Source organism: Streptomyces sp. NPDC107765, from assembly GCF_055657085.1.
In genome coordinates this window covers 696653-719844 of sequence record NZ_JBVKBL010000002.1, presented here as the reverse complement: position 1 = coordinate 719844, position 23192 = coordinate 696653, and the positions used below count along the sequence as shown (strand labels likewise).

20 protein-coding genes are annotated in these 23192 nt (G+C 71.7%); 13 read left to right on the top strand and 7 right to left on the bottom strand.

Features of this window, described 5'->3' with window-relative positions:
- Window positions 1-14: 14 nt before the first annotated feature.
- Window positions 15-1133, top strand: a complete 1119-nt coding sequence (gene serC / locus ACZ7MX_RS07640) for a phosphoserine transaminase (protein WP_472130227.1) — start codon at window positions 15-17, stop codon at window positions 1131-1133.
- A gap of 177 nt (window positions 1134-1310) precedes the next feature.
- A complete protein-coding gene (locus ACZ7MX_RS07635; protein ID WP_472130225.1) occupies window positions 1311-1730 on the top strand; it encodes a PPOX class F420-dependent oxidoreductase in 420 nt (139 codons plus the stop codon).
- 15 nt (window positions 1731-1745) lie between these two features.
- On the opposite strand, the gene ACZ7MX_RS07630 is transcribed toward ACZ7MX_RS07635, so the two are convergent.
- Complete coding sequence (locus ACZ7MX_RS07630) at window positions 1746-2768, bottom strand: SdiA-regulated/phytase-like domain-containing protein (protein WP_472130223.1); 1023 nt, start codon at window positions 2766-2768, stop codon at window positions 1746-1748.
- Window positions 2769-2900: 132 nt separating this feature from the next.
- Here ACZ7MX_RS07630 and ACZ7MX_RS07625 point away from each other — a divergent pair, with 132 nt between their 5' ends.
- Window positions 2901-3581: a GDSL-type esterase/lipase family protein gene (locus tag ACZ7MX_RS07625; RefSeq protein WP_472130622.1), complete on the top strand. Its 681-nt coding sequence runs from the start codon at window positions 2901-2903 to the stop codon at window positions 3579-3581.
- A 733-nt stretch (window positions 3582-4314) separates the two neighbouring features.
- A complete protein-coding gene (locus tag ACZ7MX_RS07620; RefSeq protein ID WP_472130221.1) occupies window positions 4315-5313 on the top strand; it encodes an aldo/keto reductase in 999 nt (332 codons plus the stop codon).
- 268 nt (window positions 5314-5581) lie between these two features.
- Here ACZ7MX_RS07620 and thpR read toward each other — a convergent pair whose 3' ends face one another.
- Both thpR and ACZ7MX_RS07610 read right to left on the bottom strand, forming a co-directional pair.
- On the bottom strand, window positions 5582-6148 hold the full coding sequence (gene thpR / locus ACZ7MX_RS07615; RefSeq protein ID WP_030415714.1) for an RNA 2',3'-cyclic phosphodiesterase: 567 nt from the start codon (window positions 6146-6148) through the stop codon (window positions 5582-5584).
- A gap of 175 nt (window positions 6149-6323) precedes the next feature.
- Window positions 6324-6758, bottom strand: coding sequence for an Hsp20/alpha crystallin family protein (locus tag ACZ7MX_RS07610; protein ID WP_030814331.1), 435 nt, complete (start codon window positions 6756-6758; stop codon window positions 6324-6326).
- Between the two features lie 387 nt (window positions 6759-7145).
- On the opposite strand from ACZ7MX_RS07610, the gene ACZ7MX_RS07605 reads away from it, so the two are divergent.
- Window positions 7146-7826: a type III effector protein gene (locus ACZ7MX_RS07605; RefSeq protein WP_472130620.1), complete on the top strand. Its 681-nt coding sequence runs from the start codon at window positions 7146-7148 to the stop codon at window positions 7824-7826.
- A 466-nt stretch (window positions 7827-8292) separates the two neighbouring features.
- Here ACZ7MX_RS07605 and ACZ7MX_RS07600 read toward each other — a convergent pair whose 3' ends face one another.
- Together ACZ7MX_RS07600 and ACZ7MX_RS07595 are read right to left on the bottom strand one after the other, a co-directional pair.
- Window positions 8293-9690 (bottom strand): MFS transporter, encoded by a 1398-nt coding sequence (locus ACZ7MX_RS07600; RefSeq protein WP_472130618.1) that lies wholly within the window; start codon window positions 9688-9690, stop codon window positions 8293-8295.
- Between the two features lie 450 nt (window positions 9691-10140).
- A complete protein-coding gene (locus ACZ7MX_RS07595) occupies window positions 10141-10605 on the bottom strand; it encodes a MarR family winged helix-turn-helix transcriptional regulator (protein WP_472130218.1) in 465 nt (154 codons plus the stop codon).
- A 130-nt stretch (window positions 10606-10735) separates the two neighbouring features.
- On the opposite strand from ACZ7MX_RS07595, the gene ACZ7MX_RS07590 reads away from it, so the two are divergent.
- Entirely contained in the window at window positions 10736-10927 is a 192-nt protein-coding gene (locus tag ACZ7MX_RS07590; protein WP_472130216.1) for a hypothetical protein, read from the top strand.
- Window positions 10928-11120: 193 nt separating this feature from the next.
- Here ACZ7MX_RS07590 and ACZ7MX_RS07585 read toward each other — a convergent pair whose 3' ends face one another.
- Window positions 11121-12590 carry an NCS2 family permease gene (locus ACZ7MX_RS07585; protein WP_472130215.1) on the bottom strand — a complete coding sequence of 490 codons (1470 nt, stop codon included), beginning with the start codon at window positions 12588-12590 and terminating at the stop codon, window positions 11121-11123.
- A 249-nt stretch (window positions 12591-12839) separates the two neighbouring features.
- Here ACZ7MX_RS07585 and ACZ7MX_RS07580 point away from each other — a divergent pair, with 249 nt between their 5' ends.
- The 3 genes from ACZ7MX_RS07580 to ACZ7MX_RS07570 all read left to right on the top strand — a co-directional run bounded on the left by ACZ7MX_RS07580 (window position 12840) and on the right by ACZ7MX_RS07570 (window position 16561).
- Window positions 12840-13118: a DUF2530 domain-containing protein gene (locus ACZ7MX_RS07580; RefSeq protein ID WP_201806804.1), complete on the top strand. Its 279-nt coding sequence runs from the start codon at window positions 12840-12842 to the stop codon at window positions 13116-13118.
- Window positions 13119-13622: 504 nt separating this feature from the next.
- Window positions 13623-16226, top strand: a complete 2604-nt coding sequence (locus ACZ7MX_RS07575) for a cation-translocating P-type ATPase (protein ID WP_472130616.1) — start codon at window positions 13623-13625, stop codon at window positions 16224-16226.
- 143 nt (window positions 16227-16369) lie between these two features.
- A complete protein-coding gene (locus ACZ7MX_RS07570; protein ID WP_472130213.1) occupies window positions 16370-16561 on the top strand; it encodes a hypothetical protein in 192 nt (63 codons plus the stop codon).
- Between the two features lie 221 nt (window positions 16562-16782).
- Here ACZ7MX_RS07570 and ACZ7MX_RS07565 read toward each other — a convergent pair whose 3' ends face one another.
- Window positions 16783-17682, bottom strand: a complete 900-nt coding sequence (locus ACZ7MX_RS07565) for a LysR family transcriptional regulator (protein ID WP_472130211.1) — start codon at window positions 17680-17682, stop codon at window positions 16783-16785.
- Between the two features lie 219 nt (window positions 17683-17901).
- Here ACZ7MX_RS07565 and ACZ7MX_RS07560 point away from each other — a divergent pair, with 219 nt between their 5' ends.
- From ACZ7MX_RS07560 to ACZ7MX_RS07545, 4 genes are all read left to right on the top strand, one after another.
- Complete coding sequence (locus ACZ7MX_RS07560) at window positions 17902-18783, top strand: EamA family transporter (RefSeq protein ID WP_472130614.1); 882 nt, start codon at window positions 17902-17904, stop codon at window positions 18781-18783.
- Window positions 18784-19088: 305 nt separating this feature from the next.
- A complete protein-coding gene (locus tag ACZ7MX_RS07555; RefSeq protein WP_472130209.1) occupies window positions 19089-19898 on the top strand; it encodes a TIGR03084 family metal-binding protein in 810 nt (269 codons plus the stop codon).
- Entirely contained in the window at window positions 19895-21595 is a 1701-nt protein-coding gene (locus tag ACZ7MX_RS07550; protein WP_472130207.1) for an acyclic terpene utilization AtuA family protein, read from the top strand. The genes ACZ7MX_RS07555 and ACZ7MX_RS07550 overlap by 4 nt, the downstream gene beginning before the upstream one ends.
- Window positions 21592-23190 carry an acyl-CoA carboxylase subunit beta gene (locus tag ACZ7MX_RS07545; protein ID WP_472130205.1) on the top strand — a complete coding sequence of 533 codons (1599 nt, stop codon included), beginning with the start codon at window positions 21592-21594 and terminating at the stop codon, window positions 23188-23190. Before ACZ7MX_RS07550 ends, ACZ7MX_RS07545 begins: the two co-directional genes overlap by 4 nt.
- Window positions 23191-23192: the final 2 nt, after the last annotated feature.

Below are 23192 nucleotides of genomic sequence, written 5' to 3'. Positions count from 1 at the left end.
ATTAGGCTTCCTCCGTGGCTGATATCCAGATTCCCGCTGACATCAAGCCCGCCGACGGACGCTTCGGCGCGGGCCCCTCCAAGGTGCGGACGGAGGCGCTGGCCGCCCTGGCCGCCACCGGCAGTTCCCTCCTCGGCACGTCCCACCGCCAGGCACCGGTCAAGAACCTGGTCGGCAAGGTGCGCGACGGCGTACGCGACCTCTTCCAGCTCCCCGAGGGCTACGAGGTCGTCCTCGGCAACGGCGGTTCGACCGCGTTCTGGGACGTCGCGACGCACGGCCTGATCGAGCGCAAGTCCCAGCACCTCTCCTTCGGTGAGTTCTCCTCCAAGTTCGCCAAGGCCGCCAAGCTGGCGCCGTGGCTGGACGAGCCCACCGTCATCTCCGCCGACCCGGGCAGCCACCCGGAGCCGTCGGCCGAGCAGGGCGTGGACGTCTACGGCTTCACCCACAACGAGACCTCGACCGGTGTCGCCGCCCCCCTCAAGCGGGTGGCGGGCGCCGACGAGGGCGCCCTGATCCTGGTCGACGCCACCTCCGGCGCCGGCGGCCTCCCGGTGGACATCGCCGAGACCGACGTCTACTACTTCGCCCCGCAGAAGTCCTTCGCCTCCGACGGCGGCCTGTGGATCGGCGTGTTCTCCCCGGCCGCCATCGAGCGCGCCGAGCGGATCCACGCCTCCGGCCGCCACGTCCCGGAGTTCTTCTCGCTCCCCACGGCGATCGACAACTCCCGCAAGAACCAGACGTACAACACCCCGGCGCTGTCCACCCTCTTCCTGCTCAACGAGCAGCTGGAGTGGATCAACGGCCAGGGCGGCCTGGACTGGGCGGTGCGCCGCACCGCCACCTCCTCGCGCACCCTCTACGGCTGGGCCGAGGACGCCAAGTACGCCACCCCGTTCGTCACCGACCCGGCCAAGCGCTCGCAGGTCATCGGCACGATCGACTTCACCGACGAGGTCGACGCCGCCGCCGTCGCCAAGGTCCTGCGCGCCAACGGCATCGTCGACACCGAGCCCTACCGCAAGCTCGGCCGCAACCAGCTCCGGATCGCGATGTTCCCGGCGATCGAGCCGTCGGACGTCGAGGCCCTGACGGCCTGCATCGACTACGTCATCGGCCAGCTGTAACGGCAGTTCCGAGCCGCACCTGACGACAGGCCCCGGCGGGCGACCGCCGGGGCCTGTCGCATGCCCGGCGCCGGTCCGGCGGGGGAGGGCACGACCACCCGAACGGGACGCCGGAACACCACCCGTACGGCGGCATCGCGGAGTGACGAAACCGCCCGGATATGCCTGTATGGGGGCATGACGACTCCCCCGAGCCCCGGCCTCGCCCCCTTCGAGCGGCAAGGGGCGGTCCTGCTGACCACCTACAAGCGGGACGGCACCGGCATCGGCACCCCGGTCAACCTCGCCGTCGACGGGGACCACGCCTACTTCCGCACGTACGGCAGCGCCGGCAAGACCAAGCGGATGCGGAACTTCCCGGACGTGGAGATCCGAGCCTGCACCTGGCGCGGCCGCCCCACCGGCCCCACCGTCAACGCCCGGGTGCGCCTGCTCGACCCGCAGACCCGCGAATACCGCCGGGCCGAGCGCTCCCTGACCCGGAAGTACCCGCTCCTCCACGGCCTGTTGGTGCCCCTGCTGCACCGGCTGAAGCGGGAGCGCACCCTGCACTACGAACTCCGGCCGGCACCGGACGGCTCCTCCCAGGTGTCTTGACCTGGAGCGCCCCGCCTACGAACGCCGCCGCAGCAGCCTGCGCACCACCACGACCAAAGCCGTCGCCACCGCCAGGACCAGCGCCCCCTTGGCATAACCGGGGTCGAGGCCCTTGCCTCCCGAACTCCCCTTCCCCGAAGGGGAGTTGCCCGATCCGTCCGACTTCCCGCCGTCCTCCCCGTCCCCCGACCGGGCCGAGTCCGGCAGCTGGCCGCCGCTCAGACCGACCGGCGTGACGTCACTGTCCCGGCCCTCCGAGCCGTACATCAGCGTCCGGCCGTCCGGGGTGAAGGTGACCGATTCGCCCTGCTGCTGGATCGGCACCCCCACACTGCCGAGGTCCTCGGGACGGCCGTTCGCCCAGCGGAAGATCCGCGCGCCGAAGTAGCCGCGCAGCACCAGCCGGGTGCCGTCGGGGGAGAACGCGCCGTCCGTCACCCACAGCTCGGCCGGCGCGACCTTGCGGAAGGTGTTGGTGCCGGAGGAGGTGAGGTGTCGCGGGCCCTCGTAGAGCGCGCCGGTGCCGTCCTGCTTCTTGCTGGCGAGGTAGACCCGGCCGGTCCGGGGATGCACCATCAGCGCCTCGGCGTCCCGCGGGCCGTCGGCGTACTTCACGGTGTACTGGGTCGCGGTCACCGTCGCGTCGCGCAGCCGCTTCGGCTCCGGGAAGCGGTAGATCCAGACGTGGTTCCAGCTGCCGCCGAGGTTGTCGCCGATGTCACCGAGGTAGAGGTCACCGTCCGGGCCGAGCGAGATCGCCTCGACGTCGCGCGGCGCCCCGATGCCGCGCAGGGTGATCCGGGCGACGGTCCGGCCGGTCCGGCCGTCCACGGCGTAGACGTAGGGGCCGTCGTCGCTGTCGTTGTGGGTCCAGTAGATGCCGGGGTGCGCGCGGCTGGCGGCCAGGCCGCTGGACTCGGTGATCCTCGGATCGCCGATCGTGAAGCCGTCCGGCTCATCGGCGGCGGCCGGCACCACCGCCACCGCCCCCACCCACAAGGCCCCCGCGGCACCGGCCGCGCACAGAAGCGAACGCATGGGCACAGACTGCCATCCGCGGGGCCGGGCGCGGACCCGGGAGGCCGCGGCGGCCGCCCGGGCGCACCGGGCGTGGCCAGCGTCACGTACCCCGCAGTAGGGGTTCTCGGACATCATGACCGGATGAGGATCATGTTCGTCGGCGACTCGATGACGATCGGGAGCGCCGGCGATTACACCTGGCGATACCGGATGTGGCAGCACCTGAACGCCTGCTTCGGCGGCCCGTACCGGATCGTCGGGCCGCGCCGGACGCTCCACGAACCGGCCGAGGACGCCGCCACCTCGCACGCCTACCGCGACCCGGACTTCCCCGAATCCGCCCGCGGGCACCTCGCCGGGTGGGGCGAGGGCTGGCTGCACATGGCGCCGGTGATCGGCGAGACGGTACGCCGGCACCGGGCCGACACCCTGCTGGTCTCGCTCGGCCTGATAGACCTCGGCTTCTACACGAACGCCGCCCAGACGGCGCAGAACGTCCGGGAGTTCGTGGCCGGCGCACGGGCCGCGGCGCCGCACATACGGGCGGTGCTGATGCCGGTCATCCCCAACGTACGGGCCGCGGCGGACCCGGCGTTCGGCGCCGAGTGCACCCACTTCAACGAACTGCTGGCCAAGGCCGTCGCCGACCTCTCCACCCCCACCTCACCGCTGCTGCTGGCCTCCGAGCCGGCCGGCTGGCACATCGACCTGGCCACGTACGACGGCACGCACCCCTCCGAACGGGGCGAACACCTCCTCGCAGCGTCCTTCGCCGACGCGATGCACCAGGGATGGGACCTGGGCCGCCCTTACGGGGTGCTCCCCACGTAGCCGGCCTTCCCGCCGCGGGGCGCTGCGCTGTGCGGCGCCGCGGACGTACTTGGCCGTCCCGCCGTCGGGGTTGCTCGCCGTTGCGCGCTTTGCGGCGCCGCCCACGTAGCTGGCTTTCTCGCCGCGGGGCTTGCTCGCCGTTGCGCCTGGCGGCGGGCGTGGTGTTTTCGGGTGCGGTGACAGCCCTACAGACTTCGTCCTCCGGTCTGTCCCCTCCCGTTGGTGGGGGGAGAGGCCGGTGGGGGTGGGCGTCGTCGTGCAGCAGCACCTCGCGTGGTGGAGGGGGTCGGGAATACCTTTCCGGCCGGTCGTTGGGAATACCTCCCCGGACCGCCGAGTTGAGGCCCTGCAGGGGGCCCTCGCGACCCTTACGGGTTCTGTTCGACCGTCCCCTACGGGTTCCCAGGTCCCCTTGCATGCCTCAACGTCCGCCCCCACGCACCGCATTCCCCTCCCTCAACGGGAGGGGACGGGCCGGAGGGGCCGGTTGTGTGGACGTAAAGCGTCAGCAGTCCACACAACCGGCCCCGGAGGTCCGTCACCGCACCCACCACAAACCCAGCCCGCCGCAGGCGCAACGGCGACCCAGCCCCGCGGCGGGACAGACGGGTACGTACGCGGCGCCGCAAAGCGCAACGGCGACCAACAACCGCGGCGGGAAAGCCAGGTACGTGCGGCGCACCGGGCAACGCCCCTTGCTTAGAGCGCACTTGAACCGCTTGGCTGAACGACCATGAAGTACACGCAGCTCGGACGCACCGGACTCAAGGTCAGCCGACTCGTCCTCGGCACGATGAACTTCGGCCCGCAGACGGACGAGGCCGACAGCCACACGATCATGGACGCGGCCCTCAATGCGGGCGTCAACTTCTTCGACACCGCCAACGTCTACGGCTGGGGCGACAACAAGGGCCGCACCGAGGAAATCATCGGCTCGTGGTTCGCCAAGGGCGGCGGCCGGCGCGACAAGACCGTGCTGGCCACCAAGGTCTACGCGAACATGGCGCCGGACGGCGAGGGGGCCTGGCCCAACCACGACAAGCTCTCCGCCGTCAACATACGGCGCGCGGTGGACGCCAGCCTCAAGCGGCTGGGCACCGAGTACATCGACCTCTACCAGTTCCACCACGTCGACCGGGACACGCCCTGGGACGAGATCTGGCAGGCCATCGACGTCCTCGTCCAGCAGGGCAAGATCCTCTACGCCGGCTCCTCCAACCACGCCGGCTGGCACATCGCCCGCGCCAACGAGACGGCCGCGCGCCGCGGTTCCTACGGGCTCGTCAGCGAGCAGTGCCTCTACAACCTCTACGAGCGGCGTGCCGAGATGGAGGTCATCCCGGCCGCGCAGGGCTACGGCCTGGGCGTCATCCCCTGGTCCCCGCTGCACGGCGGGCTGCTGGGCGGCGCGCTCCGCAAGGAACGCGAGGGCGGCGGCGCCCGGTCGGTCTCCGGCCGCTCGGCCGATTCGCTCGCCGACGCCACGGTCCGCGCGAAGATCCAGTCCTACGAGGACCTGCTCGACAAGTACGGACTGGAGCCCGGCGAGGTCGCGCTGGCGTGGCTGCTGACCCGGCCCGGCGTCACCGGCCCGATCGTCGGCCCGCGCACCTCCGCCCAGCTCGCCTCCGCGCTGCGCGCCGTCGAGCTGGAGCTGCCGGACGAGCTGCTCGCCTCGCTGGACGAGATCTTCCCCGGCCCCGGGCCGTCCCCGGAGGCGTTCGCCTGGTGAACTCCGGTTCGTGCGCGAACCGTGCCAGCAGACGGGATCCGCGCATCCCAACCCGCGCCTCCTGACCCGCGAACCGTAGGCCGCGCATGCCGCGCACGCGCGCAGCTGCGCGCGTGCGGGGCTCAGCGCAGGGCTGCCGCCACGATCACGACGATGAGCAGCACGGCGAGCAGGCCGGACATGACGCGGTTACGGGTTTTCGGGTCCACCCTCTGAGCGTAACCGGGGTGGACCCGAACATTTCACCGGGCCGGACCGTCCGCCCGCCTCACTCGCCCAGCGGCCAGGAGGCGATCTCTTCGTAGTGGGACTGCGCACCGGCCGTGCCGGGCGCCGGCGGATGGCTGCGCATCAGCGAGAGCGTCCCGACCGTCCAGGAGCGGCCGCTGAATTCCTTCAGGGCGGCCGCGTACGGGGCGAGCTTCAGGTGGCCGACGCGATTACGGGCCAGGGTGAGGTGCGGGGTGTAGGGGCGGTGCTCGTCCACGTCGAGGCCCGCCCGCCGGCCCGCGGCCGCCGCCGAGTCGGCCAGCTTGCGCATGGCCGGCCGGTCGCCGTCCGCGCCGGCCCACACCACCCGGTCCGCGAAACGGCCACCGCCGGCGATCCGCAGCTCGTACGGATCCCGGCGGTGGGCCGCCCGGGCCAGCCGTTCCTGCAGCTCGGGCGTGGTGTCGTCGGGCACCTCGCCGTAGAAGGCGAGGGTGAAGTGCCAGCCGTCCCGCGCGCTCCAGCGCAAACGCTCGGCCGCAGGAAGCTTCTTCAGCAGCGCCACCTCGGCGGCGAGTTCGTCGAGCACGGCGGCGGGCGGCAGGACGGCGGCGAAGAGTCTCATGCGGTCAGTGTGGCGCAGCCGGGCGCCGTCCGGCCGCGTTCCGGAGGGGGTCCGGAGGGGTTCCGGAGGGGGCCGGCCCGCGTCCGGGAGGGGGCCCGGCCGCGCCCCGAAAGGGGTCGGCTTCCCGCCCCCTTCGCCGCCGCTCCCGCGACCGTCTTCCGCGGCCGGCCACGGCTCAGCCGCTGATCTCCTTGCGGGACGCGTCCCCGCCGATGGTGATCTTGCGGGGCTTGGCGCGCTCCGCGATCGGGATCCGCAGGGTCAGCACACCCGCGTCGTAATCGGCCTGGATGCGCTCGGTGTCGAGGGTGTCGGCCAGCATCAACTGCCGGGAGAAGACGCCCAGCGGACGCTCGGAGAGCTCCATCTGCACATCGCCGGCCTTGGTGACCGGCCGGCGCTCGGCCTTGACGGTCAGCATGTTCCGCTCGACGTCGATGTCGATCGCGTCCGGCGAGACACCCGGCAGGTCAAGAGCGATCACATACTCGTCGCCCTCGCGGTAGGCGTCCATCGGCATCGTGGACGGCCGCGACCAGGTGCCGGACGTGCCCAGCAGCTGCTGGGTGAGACGGTCGAGCTCACGGAACGGGTCGGTGCGCATCAACATCGTGAAACACCTCCAGGGGGATCAGGCTCTGATGCCTGCCAATGCGCTTCACCTGTCTTCTGTTGTAGCATTGTCATCGGATGGATGACAAGTGGAGCGTCATCGGGGAGTTGACATCTGGCGGACCTGGCCCCTTGAGGCTCCCTCTTGAGATAGGTAGGGACATCTTGGTGTCCCGCGTCGAGACGTCGACGCGTCGCGAAGGAGAGACCCGTGCCCGCAGACGAACGCCCCCAGAGCGCCGCACCCGCGTCCCTCCTCGCCGCCACGGCTGCCCTCCGCACGATCGACGAGGCCCTGCGCGACGCCCGTACGCAGGAAACCCACGCTCCGGCTGACGCACCCACCGACGGCCCGGCTGCTGCATCTACCGCGGGCCCGGCCGACGTGCCCACCGCCGGTCCGGTCACCGCACCCGCCGCCGTTCGGGCCGAGGCACCCGCCGCCGATCCGGTCGCTGCGCCCTCCGGCGGTCCGGCCGGCGGATCTGCCCATGCGGCGGCGCGGGGGGATGCATCGTCGGCGGTGGAGGGCAGCCGTGTTGAGCAGGCGTTGGCCTCGCTGCTGTTGTTGCGGGAGGTGCGTGAGCAGCTCGCCACGTGGGAGACGGGTCTGATCGAGACCGCCCGGGAGGCCGGTGCCAGCTGGGCCGACCTGGCCGGACCGCTCGGGGTGGCCAGCCGCCAGGCCGCCGAACGCCGCTATCTGCGGCTGCGCCCCGGCGCCGCCGGCACCACCGGCGAGCAACGCGTCAAGGCTACCCGCGACCGCCGCGCCGCCGACCGCAGCGTCACCACCTGGGCCCGCCACCACGCCGCCGACCTGCGCCGCCTCGCCGGCCAGATCACCGCCCTGACCGACCTGCCCCCCGCCGCCCGCACACCCCTCGAAGAGCTCGGCCAGGCCCTCGGCGACGACGACGCTGCCCAGCTCGTCGCCCCGCTCACCGCCACCCGCCCCCACCTCCAGCACCGCCACCCCCAACTCGCCGCCCGTATCGACGACCTCACCCGCCACACCGACCGCCTCCGCCAAAACAGCGACGACCAACGCCGCACCACGCCCTGAGGGCGGGGAGGTCACGTCGAGGGCCGGCCGGAGAGGCCAAGTCGGGGCGAACGAGCCGGAGCGGTCGAGTCGGAATGGTCGGGAAGGCCGAATCGAAGAGGCCAAGTCATGGCGATCAAGTCATGGCCATCAAGTCATGGCGGCGACATGGGCGGACCGCAGCTCGCCCTGCCCCCGGTGGGAGGCGCGGACGCCACCGGCGAGCTCCTCACTGTCGAGGGTGCAGCGCACATCGACGTCCACGCCAGGGAAGCGTCCCCCGAGCCGTCACCGAGCTGACCGCCCGGGCCGGGCCGCCCGGCCAACCATCAGCCGCCCGACCACCAGCCGCCCGACCACCAGCCGTTCGACCGGCCTTCGCCTGCTCGGCAACCCGGCAACCGACAACCCGGCGACCCGGCAATCAGTGCCACTCGGCAACCCGGCCGAGCCACCGTACGCCGCGGCCCCTCTACACCGCCGTCCTCTACACCGCCGGAGTCAGTGCCTGCTCCTCGGACCGTGTGCCGCCGGGAGCCCGGGGGATGAACCTGACGTGCGGGTGGCCGGGACGTAGGTCGATCTTGAGGCGGAGGCCGCCGACCCGGGCGAGGATCAGGCCGATGAGGGCCGCGGCCGCCATGGAGATCAGGCCGCCGGTCAGGAAGCCGATCCGGGCGCCGAAGGCGTCGGTGACCCAGCCGACGATCGGGGCGCCCAGCGGGGTGCCGCCCATGAAGACCATCATGAACAGGCTCATCACACGGCCCCGCATCAGCGGATCGGTGGCCATCTGGACACTGGAGTTGGCGGTGACGTTGATCGTCAGGCCGACCATGCCTATCGGGGCGAGCAGCGCCGCGAAGACCCAGAAGGACGGAGCGAGCGCGGCGGTGGCCTCCAGGAGGCCGAAGAGCAGCGCCGCGCCCACCAGCAGCCGCAGCCGCGAGCTGCCCCGGCGGGCCGAGAGCAGCGCGCCGATCAGCGAGCCGGCCGCCATCAGGCCGTTGAACAGGGCGTACGTACCGGCGCCCTGGTGGAAAACGTGGTAGACGAACGCGGTCAGCCAGATCGGGAAGTTGAAGCCGAAGGTGCCGATGAACCCGACCAGGACGATGGGCCATATCAAATCCGGGCGGCCGGAAACATAGCGCAGGCCCTCGCGCAGCTGGCCCTTGCTGCGCGGAACGCGGTCGACCTTGTGGAGTTCGGCGGTCCGCATCATCAGCAGACCGGCGACCGGCGCCACGAAGGACAGGCCGTTGAAGAGGAAGGCCCAGCCGCTGCCGAAGGCGGTGATCAGGACACCGGCCACGGCCGGGCCGATCAGGCGCGCGGACTGGAAGTTGGCGGAGTTGAGGCTGACGGCGTTACGCAGTTCGTCCTGGCCGACCATCTCGGAGACGAACGCCTGGCGGGCCGGGTTGTCGACGACGGTGACCAGGCCGAGCAGGAAGGCGACCAGGTAGACGTGCCACACCTGGACGTGTCCGGTGAGCGTGAGCGCGGCGAGGGCGAGCCCGGTGAGGCCCATCGCTGACTGGGTGAGCAGCAGCAGCTTGCGCTTGGCGAAGCGGTCGGCGATCACCCCGCCGTAGAGGCCGAACAGCAGCATCGGCAGGAACTGCAGCGCGGTGGTGATACCGACCGCGGCGGAGGAACCGGTGAGGCTGAGCACCAGCCAGTCCTGGGCGATGCGCTGCATCCAGGTACCGGTGTTGGACACCATCTGCCCGGTGGCGAAAAGACGGTAGTTGCGGATCCGGAGAGAGCTGAACGTGCCCTTACGCGGTGCGGCAGCGCGGCCGTCGGCTATCCGCGCACCAGCGGCGGTACGAGCGCCAGAGGGCGTATGAGCGTCGGAGGAGGCGGCGGGGTCAGCGATACGCCCGTCACGAGCCCGGCTGCCCGAGGTGGCCTTGGTGGTGTCGGCCCTGGCCGCGTCGACCCTGGTCGCCTCAGGTGTGGCCGTGTCGGCGGGGGTCGCGGTGGCCTCGGTGGGTGCGGTCGCGTCGGCCGGGCCGGAGGCGACCGGCTTCCCGCCAACCGGGGCCGCGTCACCGTGAACCGTGTCGCCGTGAACCGTGTCGCGGTGAACCGTGTGGCTCTGAACGGCATGGCCGTGCACCGTGTCGCCGTGAAGCGCGTGGCCGCGAACCGTGTCGCCGTCAACGGTGTGATCGCCAACGGTATGGCTGTGAAGTGTGCGGTCTTGAAGTGTGTGGCCTTGAACCGTCTCGTCGTGAACGGTGTCGTCGTAGGAGTTCGGTGCGGGGGCGGAGTGTGCTCCGGATCCCGTACTCAAAGTGGGTTCGCCTCCTCGGCCTCGGGTTCTCTACAGCTGTGCCAGCTTCTCCAGTACGGGCGCGGCGGCCCGGAGCTTGGCCCAGTCGTCCTCGTCCAGCCCGGAGGCCAGCTCGGCGAGCCAGGCGTTACGCCGGCGGCGGCTCTCCTCCAGCATCGTCTCGGCCTCTTCGGTCTGGGTGACGACCTTCTGGCGGCGGTCGGCGGGGTGGGGCTCCAGCCGGACCAGTCCCTTGGCCTCCAGCATGGCCACGATGCGGGTCATCGACGGCGGCTGCACATGCTCCTTGCGAGCCAGCTCGCCGGGGGTGGCGTGACCGCACCGGGCCAGCATCCCGAGCACCGACATCTCGGTGGGCGTCAGCGACTCGTCCACCCGCTGGTGCTTCAGGCGGCGGGACAGGCGCATCACGGCGGACCGCAGAGCATTGACCGCGGCCGCGTCCTCTGGGGAGCCCTCCCCGCCTTCCGGCTGGGAGTGGGACAGTTCCGGCATGGTCTTTAGCATAACTCATTACCCTCTCTAAGGAAAGCGGGATGGCGCCGCTCGCCGCAGACCACCCATATGAGTGAGGACGCGGCGGAAAGTGACACACCTGACCGCTCGGAGGCGGGACCGTGTCCGTATGGGATCGCAAGTGCTCAGCCTGCGCGTGGACGGGGAGCTGCTGGAGCGCATTCGGCAGCACGCCACAAAACGCGGAATGAGCGTCCAGGACTATGTCGTCCGGACGCTCATCCGCGAAGACTTCGACGAACGCTTCAAATGCTCGGTCGACGAGACCGAACGCCTCGGCGTGTGGGGAACGGTCACCTAGAAAGTCCAGGCAGTCGCTCCCTGGGCGCCTGGAGTAGCCGTCCCGCCGCCCCCGAAGCGGAAGCGACTACCCAAGCCCTTCACTCTCCGCTACCCTCAGGCAAGAGTTGGTCACTCTCCGTGGAACTAATGACTCTCCGCGTTCGTTGCCGTAGAGGAAGGAGGCGGGCGGCGGGGGAGGCGGCGCCGGCCGGTTACTTGACGCCGAGCGCCAGCTCGATCGGGTGCAGCAGGAAGTACACCAGGAAGCAGAGGCCGACGACGTTCAGCAGCCACGGGATCTGCTTGAAGCGTCCGGTGGCCGTGCGCAGCAGGATGTAGGCGAGCACGCCGATGCCGATGCCGTTGGTGATGCTGTAGGTGAACGGCATCGAGATGATCGTCAGGAACGCGGGGATGCCGACGGTGGCGTCGCCCCAGTCGATGTCCCGCACGTTGGCGGCCATGATCAGGAAGCCGACGACGACGAGCGCGGGGGTGGCGGCCTGTGAGGGCACCACCGTCGCCAGCGGCGTGAAGATCAGCGCCAGCAGGAAGAGGCCACCGGTCATCAGGTTCGCCAGTCCGGTCCGGGCGCCCTCGCCGACGCCGGCCGTGGACTCCACGAAGCAGGTGTTGGCGGAGGCGGAGCCGAAGCCGCCACCGGCGACCGCGATGCCGTCGACCATCAGGATCCGGCCCATGCCCGGCAGATTGCCGTTCTCGTCGGTCAGCCCGGCCTCCTCGCCGACGCCGATGATGGTGCCCATCGCGTCGAAGAAGCCGGAGAGCAGCACGGTGAAGACGAACAGGCAGCCGGTGAGCACGCCGACTTCCTTGAAGCCGCCGAAGAGGCTGATGTGGCCGATCAGGCCGAAGTCCGGGGCGCCGATGATCTTGTCCGGGACGTTCGGGACCGCCAGGCCCCAGGCTGCGTCCGGGGTGTTGGTGACCGCGTTGACGATGATCGCGACGACGGCCATGGTCACCATCCCGATCAGGATCGCGCCCTTGGTCTTGCGTACGACCAGCACGAACATCAGGGCCAGGCCGATGACGAAGACCAGCACCGGCCAGCCCTTGAGCTGACCGCCCTGGCCCAGCCCCATCGGGACGGTGGTGTGCGCAGCGTCCGGGTTGCGGCTGACGAAGCCGGAGTCCACCAGGCCGATCAGCGAGATGAACAGGCCGATGCCGATCGCGATGGCGCGCCGCAGGCCGTTGGGGATCGCGTCCATCACCCGCTGCCGCAGGCCCGAGGCGACCAGGATCATCAGCACCAGGCCGGCGAGCACCACCATGCCCATTGCGTCCGGCCAGCTCATCTTGGGGGCGAGCTGGAGGGAGACCACGGCGTTGATGCCGAGGCCGGCGGCGATGGCGATCGGGACGTTGCCCACCACGCCCATCAGGACGGTGCTCAGGCCGGCCATCAGGGCGGTGGCGGTGACCAGCTGCCCGTTGTCGAGATGGTGGCCGAACTTGTCGACTCCGGAGCCAAGAATGATCGGGTTCAGCACGATGATGTAGGCCATCGCGAAGAACGTGGCGAGCCCGCCGCGGAGTTCACGGCCGACCGTGGACCCTCGCTCGGAGATCTTGAAGAACCTGTCGAAACCGTTCTTCGGGGGCTGCGGGGCCGGGTTCTCAAGGGTGTCGACCGGCGTGGTGGCCGAGGGGGACATACGGGACCTCAGTCGGACGGGCCTGGGTAGGCACAGGGGCCCGAGGGCCCGGAACACGTACAGGAACATCGCTATCCGGATCGGATTGGATGAATCGACGATTCAAAACGGTCAGATCCAGAAAGGTTCAGTATGAATAAACAATGCGGTGATCGCTATCTCCGCGCGTAGACCCTTGGGAGGCAAGGGCCGCACCCGATGGCAACTCTGGTGGAAGGCCGCTCGGCCGGTCCCCGTAAGCTGAGCACCATGTGGAAGAAGTCCGAACTGCGCGAGGCTCCGGCGCCTCTCGAGGGCCCCGTCGTCGGCACGATCACCGGCGGCACCATCATCTGGTTCGTGCTCTTCCTCGGCCAGCTCCCCTTCTACGGCTGGTTCGCCGACCGTGGTCACGCCTGGTGGGTGTGGACGTGCCTGGCCGGCGGCGGGCTCGGCCTGCTGGGTATCTGGTACGTCCGCAAGCGGGATGCCGCCATCAAGCGCGATGCCGCGGCCAAGCGGGCGGCGACCACCACGGACGCGCACTGAGCGGCCGGCGCGTCTTTTCTCTTCCTCTCCTGCCTTTCGCCTTCCGCCTTGTGTCTTCTGCCTTCCGTCCTTGCCTCTTCGGTCGGGCGCTCGGCCGACGGGTAATCCCGGCATTTCGCCCGTAACGTCGAGGGCATGACGGAGCGGGCCCGAACCGGAACCGAGCATCCGGCACCGAGCGGCGTCGGTGAACCGGGTGAACCGGGTGAACGGGGTGGCTGGAAACCGACCGACGGTGAATCGGGCGACGGCGGACGGGATGGCCGGATACCCACCGATGGTGAACTGGACCACGGCGAGCCGGGCGGGCGTGAGCGGGGTGACCGCGAGCCGACCGAACGAGAACCCGCCGACCACGACCCGGGCGACCGGAAGCCGGCCAAGCGGGAACCGGCGGACTCGGAACCCCCCGCACCCGCCGAGCCGGTCGCACCCCCCGCACCTGTCGAACCGGCCGCACCCCCCGAACCGGCCGCCCCAGCCGAGCCGACCGCACCCGCCGAACTGACCGCACCCCCCGCACCCGCCGAACCGGCCGCCCCAGCCGCGCCCGCCCCTGGCCTGACACCCCCCGAAGTCGCTGAACGCGTTGCGCGGGGGGAGGTCAATGACGTTCCCGTGCGGTCCTCGCGTTCGGTTGGCGAGATTGTCCGCGCCAATATCTTCACGCGGTTCAATGCGATCATTGGCGTGCTCTTCGCGATCATTCTTGTCGTCGGGCCGATCCAGGACGGCCTGTTCGGCTTTGTGATCGTTGCCAACACCGGCATCGGCATCGTTCAGGAACTGCGCGCCAAGAGGACGCTCGACAAGCTGGCGGTGATCGGCGAGGCGCAGCCGACCGTGCGCCGGGACGGCACCGCGTCGCGTGTCCCCACCTCCGAGGTCGTCCTCGACGACGTCATCGAGCTCGGCCCCGGCGACAAGGTCGTGGTCGACGGCGAGGTGGTGGAGGCCGACGGGATGGAGATCGACGAATCGCTGCTCACCGGCGAGGCCGATCCGGTCATGAAGAAGCCCGGGGACCCGGTGATGTCCGGCAGCTTCGTCGTGGCCGGCGGCGGCGCCTTCACCGCGACCAGGGTCGGCCGCCAGGCGTACGCCGCCCAGCTCGCGGAGGAGGCCAGCCGTTTCACCCTGGTCCACTCCGAACTGCGCACCGGTATCAGCCGGATCCTCAAGTACGTGACGTGGATGATGATCCCGACCGCGCTCGGCCTGATCCTCAGCCATCTGCTCACCCTCGGGCTGCCCGGCGACGCCGCGATCCGCCGGATGGTCGCCGGTATCGTCCCGATGATCCCCGAGGGGCTGGTGCTGCTCACGTCCGTTGCCTTCGCCATCGGCGTCATCCGACTCGGCCGCAAACAGTGCCTCGTCCAGGAACTCCCCGCCATCGAGGGCCTGGCCCGGGTCGACGTGGTCTGCCTGGACAAGACCGGCACGCTCACCGAGGGCGGTATGGATGTCTGTGACCTGCGCATCCTCGACGCCACTGACGCCACTGACGCCACTGACGCCACCGGCGCCACCGGCGCCACCGGCGCCACCGGCGCCACCGGCGCCACCGGCGCCACCGGCGCCACCGGCGCCACCGACGGCATCGACGACATGGACCAGTCCTGCGGTCGCGGGCCCGCCACCGGCGGCACCGATGACTCCGACGGGCCCTGCGTCCACGAGCCGGCCACCGACAAGCCCCCCACCCGCGACCCCTACATCCGCCAGGTCCTCGGTGCCCTCGGTGACGCCGATCCCCGTCCGAATGCCTCCCTCCAGGCCGTGATCGACGCCTACCCTGCGGACGGGTCCTGGCGTTGCACCCGGTCGCTCCCGTTTTCCTCCGCCCGGAAATACAGCGGCGCGTCCTTCAGCGAGCCGTGCGGCGAATCCAGCACCTGGCTGCTGGGCGCTCCCGACGTCCTCCTGCCGTCGGCGGACCCCAGGCTGACCGAGGCCGACGAACTCAACGCCCAGGGCCTCCGCGTTCTCCTCCTCGCCCGCGCCACCCGTGAGCTGGACGACCCCGAGGTCGCCCAGGGTGCCCGGCCCATGGCTCTGGTCGTTCTGGAACAGCGGCTGCGTCCCGATGCGCCCGACACCCTGCGTTACTTCGCCGAGCAGCGGGTCCGCGCCAAGGTCATCTCCGGTGACAACGCGGTCTCGGTCGGCGCGGTCGCCGGCAAGCTCGGGCTGCCGGGTGCCGACGCCCCCGTGGACGCCCGTGAGCTCCCCCAACTGCCCACCGAACGGGACGCGTTGGCCGCCGCCCTCGACGAGGGCACGGTGTTCGGCCGCGTCACCCCGCGGCAGAAGCGCGACATGGTCGGCGCCCTGCAGTCCCGGGGTCACGCCGTCGCGATGACCGGCGACGGCGTGAACGACGTGCTCGCCCTCAAGGACGCCGACATCGGCGTCTCCATGGGATCCGGCTCCGAGGCCACCCGCGCGGTGGCCCAGATCGTGCTGCTCAACAACAACTTCGCGACCCTCCCTTCGGTGGTCGCCGAGGGCCGCCGCGTCATCGGCAACATCACCCGCGTCGCGACCCTCTTCCTCACTAAGACCGTCTACTCGGTCCTGCTCGCGATCCTGGTGGCCTGTTGCCAGATCCCCTATCCGTACCTGCCCCGCCACCTCACCCTGCTGTCCACACTGACGATCGGCGTGCCGGCCTTCTTCCTGGCCCTCGCCCCCAACACGGAGCGCGCCCGCCCGCACTTCGTGCGCCGGGTCATGCGCTACGCGATCCCCTCCGGCCTCATCACCGGCTTGGCCGCCTTCGCCACCTACCTTCTGGCGCGCGCCCACTACACCGGCCCCGGCTCCCTCGCCGCCGAAACCAGCGCCGCGACCCTGACCCTCTTCCTCACCGCCCTGTGGGTCCTGGCGATCATCGCCCGCCCCTACACCTGGTGGCGGATCGCCCTCGTCCTCGCCATGGCCGTGGCCTTCCTCGTCGTCCTCGCCACCCCCTGGCTCCAGACCTTCTTCGACCTCCGCCTGGTCGGTACGACGATGCCTTGGGCGGCCGTCGGCATCGCCCTCGTGGCCTCGGCCCTCCTCGAACTCACCTGGCGCCGGCTCGCCCACCGCTTCCCCACCTGAGCCCCACCGCTTCCCTGCCTGCGCCCCACGGCTTCCCCGCCTGCGCCCCACGAGTGGGACGCCACGCCCCCCGCATTCCATCCCGGTCACAGAACCCGTGCCACCGTGGCGCCCACCGCTCGCCTCCCCCTAACCTCCGCCCCATGAAGCCGATTACGGGGGACCTCACCTACGAGCTACTGGCCCGTGGCTCCCACCACTCCCACCACTACCACCACACCGGCACCTACGGAGGCGGCGGCGACGGCGTCCTCGACTGGTGGGAGTGGCTCATCCTGGGCATCGGCGTCATCGTCGTGCTCTGGGCCGTGGTGAAGAAGTTCAGCTCGGACTGACGGGACGCACGGCCATGTGTGCCGGGAGGTCGTACGGCCTGACGGGGCGCATCCCGATGAGGAGTCGGCGGCTGCGGTCGGCGCAGCCCGCCACCCCTCCCCGCCGGCGACCATGACGACGTGGACGAGGTGCGGGGATGAACACGGACGGCCGGTCGGCGTTCGTGGCCGCGGTCAAGCGAGGCGAGTTCCGGGCCTGAGTCCGGAGCGCTTCACCCTCCTCATTCCTCACCCCTCAATTCCTCACCCCCCCCGCCCCCTTGTCCCGCTCCGCCCATCACCTCCCGTGCCAGCTGGATCAGGTCCGGGATGCGGGGGTGGCCCGGGGCGTCGCGCCAGGCGAGGAGGACGGGGACGGGTGGGGCGTCGGTGAGGGGGACGTAGGCGATGGTGGGGTGGGGGTGCATGTCGGCGGTGGCGGTGGTGGTGACGCCTACGGCGCGGCCGGCGGTGAGGGCGGCGAACCAGTCGTCCTGGTTGGCGATGGGGAGGGTGGAGGTGGGGCGGGCCGTGGCGGGCCACAGGTCGAGGGTGGTGGTGCCGGAGACGGTGTTGAGGGCGATGGTGCGGGTGGCGAGGTCGGCGAGGGAGAGGGCGGGGCGGCGGGCCAGGGGGTCGTCGGCGGGGAGGCCGGCGACGCGGGGTTCGGTGGTGAGCTGGGCGGTGAGCAGGCCGGGGGTGTGGACCTCGCCGCGGAGGAGGGCCGCGTCCACGTCGCCGCGGGCCAGGCCGGCCGTGCGGTCGTCGATGCGGAGGAGTTCGAGCGGGGTGTCGGGGTGGACCTGGTGCCAGCGGCGGAGCAGGGCGGTGGTGTCCGTACCGGCGGCGGACCAGGCGTGACCCAGGCGGAGGGGCCAGGCGGTGTGCCGGCCGAGGCGCAGGGCGCGGTCGAAGGCGGTGACGGCGATGGCCGCCTGGTCGCGGAAGGCGGCGCCGTCGGGGGTGAGGGCGAGGTGGTGGGTGGAGCGGTCGACGAGCCGGCGGCCCAGTTCCTGTTCGAGCTGGCGGAGCGTTCGGGAGACGGCCGGCTGGGTCAGGTGCAGGCGTTCGCCGGCGCGGGTGATGCTCAGGGTGTCCGCGATGGCGAGGAAGCAGCGGAAATGACGCAGCTCGATGCTCATGCGTGCGGAGCATAACAAGAGGAAGAGCGGCATTTCACGGAGCGGATGGGCGGGCCTTAGCGTGGGGATGTGAACGCTTCGTCCGAGGGTCCTGAGGGACGTATTTCCGCCGCCTCCATCCACGATCCCGCCCAGGGCGGGGAGAGCGCGCAGGGGCATGGTCACGCGCAGGGTGCGCCCGGGCCGGGGATTCCCCGGCCGGTGCCGGCCTCGCCCGAGGTGCTGACGGCGGAGGCCGGGGCCGCGGGTGCCGGCGCCGGCGGGGCGCGCGGGCGGATCGGGTCGGTGGCGCTGGTGGTCGGCGGCATCGTGTCGCTGCAGTTCGGGTCGTCGGTGGCGGTGCTGCTCTTCCCGCGGGCCGGGGCGCTCGGGGTCGTCACGCTGCGGCTGGTCGTCGCCTCGTTGGTGCTGCTGATCGCCTGCCGTCCCAAGGTGCGCGGCCATTCGCGGGGGGACTGGGGGACGGTGCTCGCGTTCGGGGTGGCCCTGGCGGGGATGAACTCGCTCTTCTATCAGGCGATCGACCGGATACCGCTCGGGGCGGCGGTGACGCTGGAGTTCCTCGGGCCGCTGATCCTTTCGGTGGCCACGTCGCGGCGGCTGCTCAGTCTGGTGTGGGCGGCGCTGGCGTTCGGCGGGGTGGCGCTGCTGGGACGGGAGGGGTTCGACGGGCTGAACCTCGTCGGCGCGGGGTTCGCGCTGGCCGCCGGCGGGCTGTGGGCCGCGTACATCCTGCTCTCCGCCCGTACGGGACAGCGTTTCCCGCAGGCGGACGGGCTGGCGCTGGCGATGACCGTGGCGGCGCTGCTCAGTCTGCCGCTCGGGGTGTTCAGTGCGGGTGGTGCGTTGCTCGACCCGGTCACGCTGGGGCTGGGGGCCGCGGTGGCGCTGATGTCGTCGGTGCTGCCGTACACGCTGGAGCTGCTTGCCCTGCGCAAGCTTCCGGCGTCGGGTTTCGCGGTGATGATGAGCCTGGAACCGGCCGCCGCGGCCACCGCCGGGTTCCTGGTGCTGGGCCAGGCGCTGGGGTGGCCGGAGATCGTCGCGATCGGGTTGGTGGTCGTCGCGAGTGTGGGGGCGGTGCGGTCGGCGGCGCGGTGAACCGGCCGGCTCCGCCGCCGGGGCCCGCGGCCGGTGGTGTCCGCGGGTAGCGCGAACCGCGGTTCCGGGCGTTCCCGGGTGATCTTCGGCGTCGGTGGTGCGCCTGATCGTGTAGGAGGGCTGCACCCCCGCGCGGGCGCGGGGGTGCAGGGCTGAGTGGTCATTGCGTAGGCCGAAATCATGCAGGCGTGCTTGATTGTTTCTCGGTGCGCTGGCACGCTCGGACCGCACGTCGTCCAGTCATCACCCGATGAGTCAACGCCCCCTGCCGTGAAGGCAGTTGGGGCCGACGAGGGGAGTGCCCCGTGTCCGACCGTGACCCCGGTGCCGTATGGGCGGACCTCCAGGCCGAGAGCGAGGAGCTGGACGCGCTGGTGGCCGGGTTGCCGGCCGCGCGGTGGGCGGAGGCGACGCCCGCCGAGGGGTGGACGGTCGCCCATCAGATCGCGCATCTGGCCTGGACGGACCGGCAGGCGCTGCGGTCGGCGACCGACCCGGAGGGGTTTGCGCGGGCCGCGCGAGAGGCGCTCGCCTCGCCGCTGACCTTCGTCGACGAGGCCGCCGAGGCGGGCGCCGCGGTGCCGCCCGCGGAGCTGCTCGCCGACTGGCGGGCCGGCCGTGAGCGGCTGCTGCGGGTGCTGGCCGAGCGGCCGGCGGGGGAGAAGCTGCCGTGGTTCGGGCCGCCGATGAGCGCCCTGTCGATGGCGACCGGACGGCTGATGGAGACCTGGGCGCACGGGCAGGACGTCGCCGATGCGCTGGGCGTCACCCGGCTGCCCACCGCGCGGCTGCGGCACGTCGCCCGGATCGGCGTACGCGCCCGGGACTTCTCCTATGCCGCGCACCAACTCGTCCCGCCCGCCGAGGAGTTCAGGGTCGAGCTGCGGGCGCCGGACGGTACGGTCTGGGCGTACGGGCCGGCCGGGGCCGGGCAGCGGGTGACCGCGGACGCGCTGGAGTTCTGCCTGCTGGTGACCCAGCGGGCGCACCGCGACGATCTGCCGTCCGTGCGCGCGGAGGGGGCGGAGGCGGAGCGCTGGCTGGGCATCGCCCAGGCGTTCGCCGGCCCGCCGGGGAAGGGGCGGGCGCCCGGGGCCGGGGGAGCCACCGCGTGAGCGGCGGCGGGCCGCTGCGGATAGGCAACGCCTCCGGCTTCTACGGCGACCGGTTCAGTGCGTTCGAGGAGATGCTGACCGGCGGGCCGCTCGACGTCCTGACCGGCGACTACCTCGCCGAGCTCACCATGCTGATCCTGGGGCGGGACCGGCTGAAGGACCCGTCCCGCGGCTACGCCAGGACCTTCCTGCGGCAGCTGGCGGCGTCCCTCGGGCTCGCCGTCGAGCGGGGCGTGCGGATCGTCACCAACGCGGGCGGGCTCAACCCGGCCGGGCTCGCGGACGCCGTGCGGGAGGTGGCGGAGAAGGCCGGTGTGCCGGTGCGGGTGGCGCATGTGGAGGGTGACGATCTGCTGGGCCGCCGGTCCTGGGGCGACGGGGTGCTCACCGCCAATGCCTATCTCGGCGGCGAGGGCATCGCGGCCTGTCTGCGGGCCGGGGCCGATGTGGTGATCACCGGGCGTGTCACGGACGCCGCGCTGGTCAGCGGGGCCGCCGCCGCGCACTTCGGCTGGGCGCGGACGGACTTCGACCGGCTGGCGGGGGCGGTGGCGGCCGGGCACGTGCTGGAGTGCGGGGCGCAGGCGACCGGCGGCAACTACTCCTTCTTCGCGGCGCACGACGTGCGGCGGCCCGGTTTCCCGCTCGCGGAGATCGCCGCGGACGGCTCCGCGGTGATCACCAAACACCCGGGGACCGGCGGGGTGGTCGACACCGGGACGGTCACCGCCCAGCTGCTGTACGAGACGGCCGGTGCGCGCTACCCGGGGCCGGACGTCACCACGCGGCTGGACACCGTACGGCTCGCCCAGGACGGCCCGGACCGGGTGCGGATCGAGGGGGTGCGCGGCGAGGCGCCGCCGCCGGACCTCAAGGTGGGGCTGACCCGGCTCGGCGGCTGGCGCAACGAGGTCACCTTCGTGCTGACCGGGCTGGACATCGAGGCCAAGGCCGAGCTGGTGCGGACGCAGATGGCGGCGGCCTTCGACGCGGCGGGCCGGCGGCCGGCCGAGGTGCGCTGGACGCTGGCCCGTACGGACCGGGCCGACGCCGACGTCCAGGAGGAGGCCGGCGCGCTGCTGCGGCTGACGGTGCGGGACGCCGACCAGGAGGCGGTCGGGCGGGTGGTCAGCGGCGCCGCGGTCGAGCTGGCGCTGGCCAGTTACCCCGGATTCCATCTGACCGCGCCGCCCGGCAAGGGCGCCCCCTACGGGGTGTTCGAGGCGGTGGCGGTCCCGCGGGCGGAGGTGCGGCAGGTGGCCGTCCTCCCGGACGGGGAGCGGGTCGCGATCCCGCCGGCCGAGGAGTCGGCCGCACCGGTGCCGGTGCCGGAACCGCCGTTGCCCGCGCCGCTGCCCGCCACCGCCACCCGGCGGGCGCCGCTGGGACTGGTCGCCGGGGCCCGCAGCGGCGACAAGGGCGGCGCGGCGAACGTCGGGGTCTGGGCCCGTACCGACGCGGCCTGGCGCTGGCTCGCCCACACCCTCACCGTCGACCGCTTCCGCCACCTCCTGCCGGAGACCGCCGAGCTGCCCGTCGCCCGCCATGTCCTGCCGCGGCTGCGGGCCCTGAACTTCACCGTCGACGGGCTGCTCGGCGAGGGCGCCGCGGCCCAGGCCCGGTTCGACCCGCAGGCCAAGGCCCTGGGGGAATGGCTGCGCGCCCGGCACCTGGACATACCCGAGGAGCTGTTGTGACCGTACTGGGAACCGCACTCGACACCGCCGGCCCCGGCTACGCCGAGCGGCGCACCGCGATGCTCGCCAAACTGGCCGAGGTCGAGGCGGAACACGCCAAGGCCCTCGCGGGCGGGGGCGAGAAGTACGTCCAACGGCACCGCAAGCGCGGCAAGTTGCTCGCCCGCGAACGCATCGAGCTGCTGCTCGACCCCGACACCCCGTTCCTGGAGCTCTCCCCGCTCGCCGCCTGGGGAAGCGATTACGCCGTCGGTGCCTCGCTCGTCACCGGCATCGGCGTCGTCGAGGGCGTCGAGTGCCTGATCACCGCCAACGACCCGACCGTGCGCGGCGGCGCCAGCAACCCGTGGTCCCTGAAGAAGGCCCTGCGGGCGAACGAGATCGCGTTCGCCAACCGGCTGCCCTGCATCTCGCTGGTCGAGTCCGGCGGGGCCGATCTGCCGTCGCAGAAGGAGATCTTCATCCCGGGCGGCGGCATCTTCCGCGACCTCACCCGCCTGTCCGCCGCGGGGATCCCCACCGTCGCCGTCGTCTTCGGCAATTCCACCGCCGGCGGCGCGTACGTCCCCGGCATGTCCGACCACGTGATCATGGTGAAGGAGCAGGCCAAGGTCTTCCTCGGCGGACCGCCGCTGGTGAAGATGGCCACGGGCGAGGAGAGCGACGACGAGTCCCTCGGCGGCGCCGGGATGCACGCCCGCACGTCCGGCCTCGCCGACCACTTCGCCGTCGACGAGGAGGACGCCGTCCGGCAGGCCCGACGGGTCGTCGCCCGCCTCAACCACCGCAAGGCGTACGGCGATCCACCGCCCGCCGAACCACCCAAGTACGACCCGGACGAACTCCTCGGCATCGTCCCCGACGACCTGAAGGTGCCCTTCGACCCGCGCGAGGTCATCGCCCGCATCGTCGACGCCTCCGACTTCGACGAGTTCAAGCCGCTGTACGGGAGCAGTCTCGTCACCGGGTGGGCGGCGCTGCACGGCTACCCCGTCGGGATCCTCGCCAACGCCCAGGGGGTGCTCTTCAGCGCCGAGTCCCAGAAGGCCGCCCAGTTCATCCAGCTCGCCAACCAGCGCGACATCCCGCTGCTCTTCCTCCACAACACCACCGGCTACATGGTCGGCAAGGAGTACGAGCAGGGCGGCATCATCAAGCACGGCTCGATGATGATCAACGCGGTCAGCAACAGCCGCGTCCCCCACCTCTCCGTCCTCATGGGCGCCTCCTACGGCGCCGGCCACTACGGCATGTGCGGCCGCGCCTACGACCCCCGTTTCCTCTTCGCCTGGCCCAGCGCCAAGTCGGCCGTCATGGGCCCGCAGCAGCTCGCCGGCGTCCTCTCGATCGTCGCGCGGCAGTCCGCCGCCGCGAAGGGACAGGCGTACGACGAGGAGGCCGACGCCGCGCTGCGCGCCATGGTCGAGCAGCAGATCGAGGCCGAGTCGCTGCCGATGTTCCTGTCCGGGCGGCTCTACGACGACGGCGTCATCGATCCGCGCGACACCCGCACCGTCCTCGGCATCTGCCTGTCCGCGATCCACACCGCACCGTACGAGGGCGCCCGCGGCGGCTTCGGCGTCTTCCGGATGTGAGG

Bases quoted from the DNA above. Each gene is read 5' to 3' on its own strand.
- ACZ7MX_RS07635 (WP_472130225.1), top strand. From the start codon at position 1,311: ATGACGACTCCCCCGAGCCCCGGCCTCGCCCCCTTCGAGCGGCAAGGG.
- ACZ7MX_RS07630 (WP_472130223.1), bottom strand. From the start codon at position 2,768: ATGCGTTCGCTTCTGTGCGCGGCCGGTGCCGCGGGGGCCTTGTGGGTG.
- ACZ7MX_RS07625 (WP_472130622.1), top strand. From the start codon at position 2,901: ATGTTCGTCGGCGACTCGATGACGATCGGGAGCGCCGGCGATTACACC.
- ACZ7MX_RS07620 (WP_472130221.1), top strand. From the start codon at position 4,315: ATGAAGTACACGCAGCTCGGACGCACCGGACTCAAGGTCAGCCGACTC.
- thpR (WP_030415714.1), bottom strand. From the start codon at position 6,148: ATGAGACTCTTCGCCGCCGTCCTGCCGCCCGCCGCCGTGCTCGACGAA.
- ACZ7MX_RS07610 (WP_030814331.1), bottom strand. From the start codon at position 6,758: ATGTTGATGCGCACCGACCCGTTCCGTGAGCTCGACCGTCTCACCCAG.
- ACZ7MX_RS07595 (WP_472130218.1), bottom strand. From the start codon at position 10,605: ATGCCGGAACTGTCCCACTCCCAGCCGGAAGGCGGGGAGGGCTCCCCA.
- ACZ7MX_RS07590 (WP_472130216.1), top strand. From the start codon at position 10,736: ATGGGATCGCAAGTGCTCAGCCTGCGCGTGGACGGGGAGCTGCTGGAG.
- ACZ7MX_RS07585 (WP_472130215.1), bottom strand. From the start codon at position 12,590: ATGTCCCCCTCGGCCACCACGCCGGTCGACACCCTTGAGAACCCGGCC.
- ACZ7MX_RS07580 (WP_201806804.1), top strand. From the start codon at position 12,840: ATGTGGAAGAAGTCCGAACTGCGCGAGGCTCCGGCGCCTCTCGAGGGC.
- ACZ7MX_RS07570 (WP_472130213.1), top strand. From the start codon at position 16,370: ATGAAGCCGATTACGGGGGACCTCACCTACGAGCTACTGGCCCGTGGC.
- ACZ7MX_RS07565 (WP_472130211.1), bottom strand. From the start codon at position 17,682: ATGAGCATCGAGCTGCGTCATTTCCGCTGCTTCCTCGCCATCGCGGAC.